A 1,667-nucleotide genomic window follows, 5' to 3' on the forward strand; every position below is an offset into this window, starting at 1 on the left:
TAGCTGCTTTTACTACTGTTATTGGCTGGTTTCCTTCTGTTTTGACAGTTTGTATATTTTTATTTGCTTTGTCTACCATGATTTCTAGTAGTTATTATGGTCAAGTTTGCTGGCAATATTTATTTGGAGATAGAAGTGTAATTATATATAAAATCTTGTTCTTACTAGGTGTCTTTGTTGGTACAGTTACTAATCCAGAAGCTGTAATTCAATTCGCTGATGCTTTGAAAATAACTCTCGCTTTTCCTACTTTACTCGGTACTTATTTCCTCTGTGGTAAAGTCGCAACAGACCTAGAAAATTATATGAAACGTTTACAAACAGGAGAAATGATTTCAGTAAATTAATCCTTTTAGCTTCAGATGTCCGAATTGTTTGGCACTATAATTATCCACCTAGGAAGGAGCGGTATATTCATTTCGATATACTTCCCCCGTATTTTCAAAAGTAACTAATGTGTCTGCAACATTGACATCTTCTTGTATTGTGATTTCATCAATTGGCGAAATTCCCATATTACCAATAATTTTGGCTGTAGAATTCTTGGCTTCGATGTATTCTTGAATTTCCTGATAATAGCTAATACTCGCCCCATCTGCTGACATTTCATCCAGAAATATGCCGTCGATATCAAAACCTGTATCTAGGTAATATCCAGAGTTATAGTATTTATCTATGTATGCTTTTACTAGGTTAATATTACGGTTTCCGTAGTCGGTTGCTACATAGCCATAAACTATCTGGATTTTTGGAAAAAAGTAAAATATATTTACCTCTATCCCATAATAAGATACTAATTCTGATTCTCAGATGAACGAGATAGTCCAAGGCATCGTCGATTCAATGAACAAAAGAGTATCCAGTGCAGTTGAGGAAGCTAAAGCGCTCAACGCAGACACCAGACTCAGAGAAACTGCGATTCTAAAAACGGTATAAACTAATAAGGAGATTTTTCGACGTAACCAGAAAGTTTTATTTGAGATTGAATACCTCCGAACTCCCTATAATAATCAGACTAATTAAGGCTTTCTTTGATGGTTTTTTAGCTAATTGGTAATAATTATTGCTCTCCAACAAACAAGCCAGTAGAAATCTAGTCCTACTGGCTTTACAGCCTTAGCGTATAATATTCCGGTTTTTGCAAGGTTTCCCCTGTACCGCCCAAATTTTCAATCGATCTTACCGAGAAGAAAAATTAGGGACTACACAAAAGAAAACTCGCTACCACTTGCATTCATACCTGTAACTCCATCAACAACAGCAATTAGTTCACTACCATTGTTAGTATAGATAGCTGTTCCTGCTGGTAACCCAGAAACATTTTCCTCAAGAGTATAGTCAGAACTACTGCCATATAGTTGAATTTGGTCGCCCTCAACACTACTAAAAGTACGGATAAGAGCGTAATCTGCTGTACCATTATCATCATAGTAAATCTGACCAGAGCCTAAGATAAATAAATCTGCACCAGCACCTCCTTCCAAAATATCTATATCTGAATTTCCTGGTTGTCCGTCTTGTCGTTCGCCTGGTCCGCCTGGTTGTCCGCCTAGTCCGCCTGGTTGTTCGTCTTGTCCGCCTGGTCCTGGTTGTCTGCCTTGTTGTTCGCCTGGTCCGCCTGGTTGTTCGTCTTGTCCGCCTGGTCCTGGTTGTCTGCCTTGTTGTTC

General features: G+C 38.2%; 2 protein-coding genes and 1 pseudogene. 1 reads left to right on the forward strand and 2 read right to left on the reverse strand.

What is annotated here, in order from left to right; translation table 11 throughout:
- Nucleotides 1-347 (forward strand): alanine:cation symporter family protein (locus ACP6PL_RS13590; protein ID WP_426545796.1); only part of this gene is annotated, 347 nt, incomplete at its 5' end.
- 48 nt (nt 348-395) lie between these two features.
- Here the strand turns inward: ACP6PL_RS13590 and ACP6PL_RS13595 are convergent.
- Nucleotides 396-779: a spherulation-specific family 4 protein gene (locus tag ACP6PL_RS13595; RefSeq protein WP_426545823.1), complete on the reverse strand. Its 384-nt coding sequence runs from the start codon at nt 777-779 to the stop codon at nt 396-398.
- Nucleotides 780-1,202: 423 nt separating this feature from the next.
- Nucleotides 1,203-1,667 (reverse strand): annotated as a pseudogene (locus tag ACP6PL_RS13600) (beta strand repeat-containing protein); the annotation flags it as partial.

It is taken from the genome of Dapis purpurea BLCC-M126 (genome assembly GCF_050015975.1).
GTDB lineage: Bacteria > Cyanobacteriota > Cyanobacteriia > Cyanobacteriales > Microcoleaceae > Trichodesmium.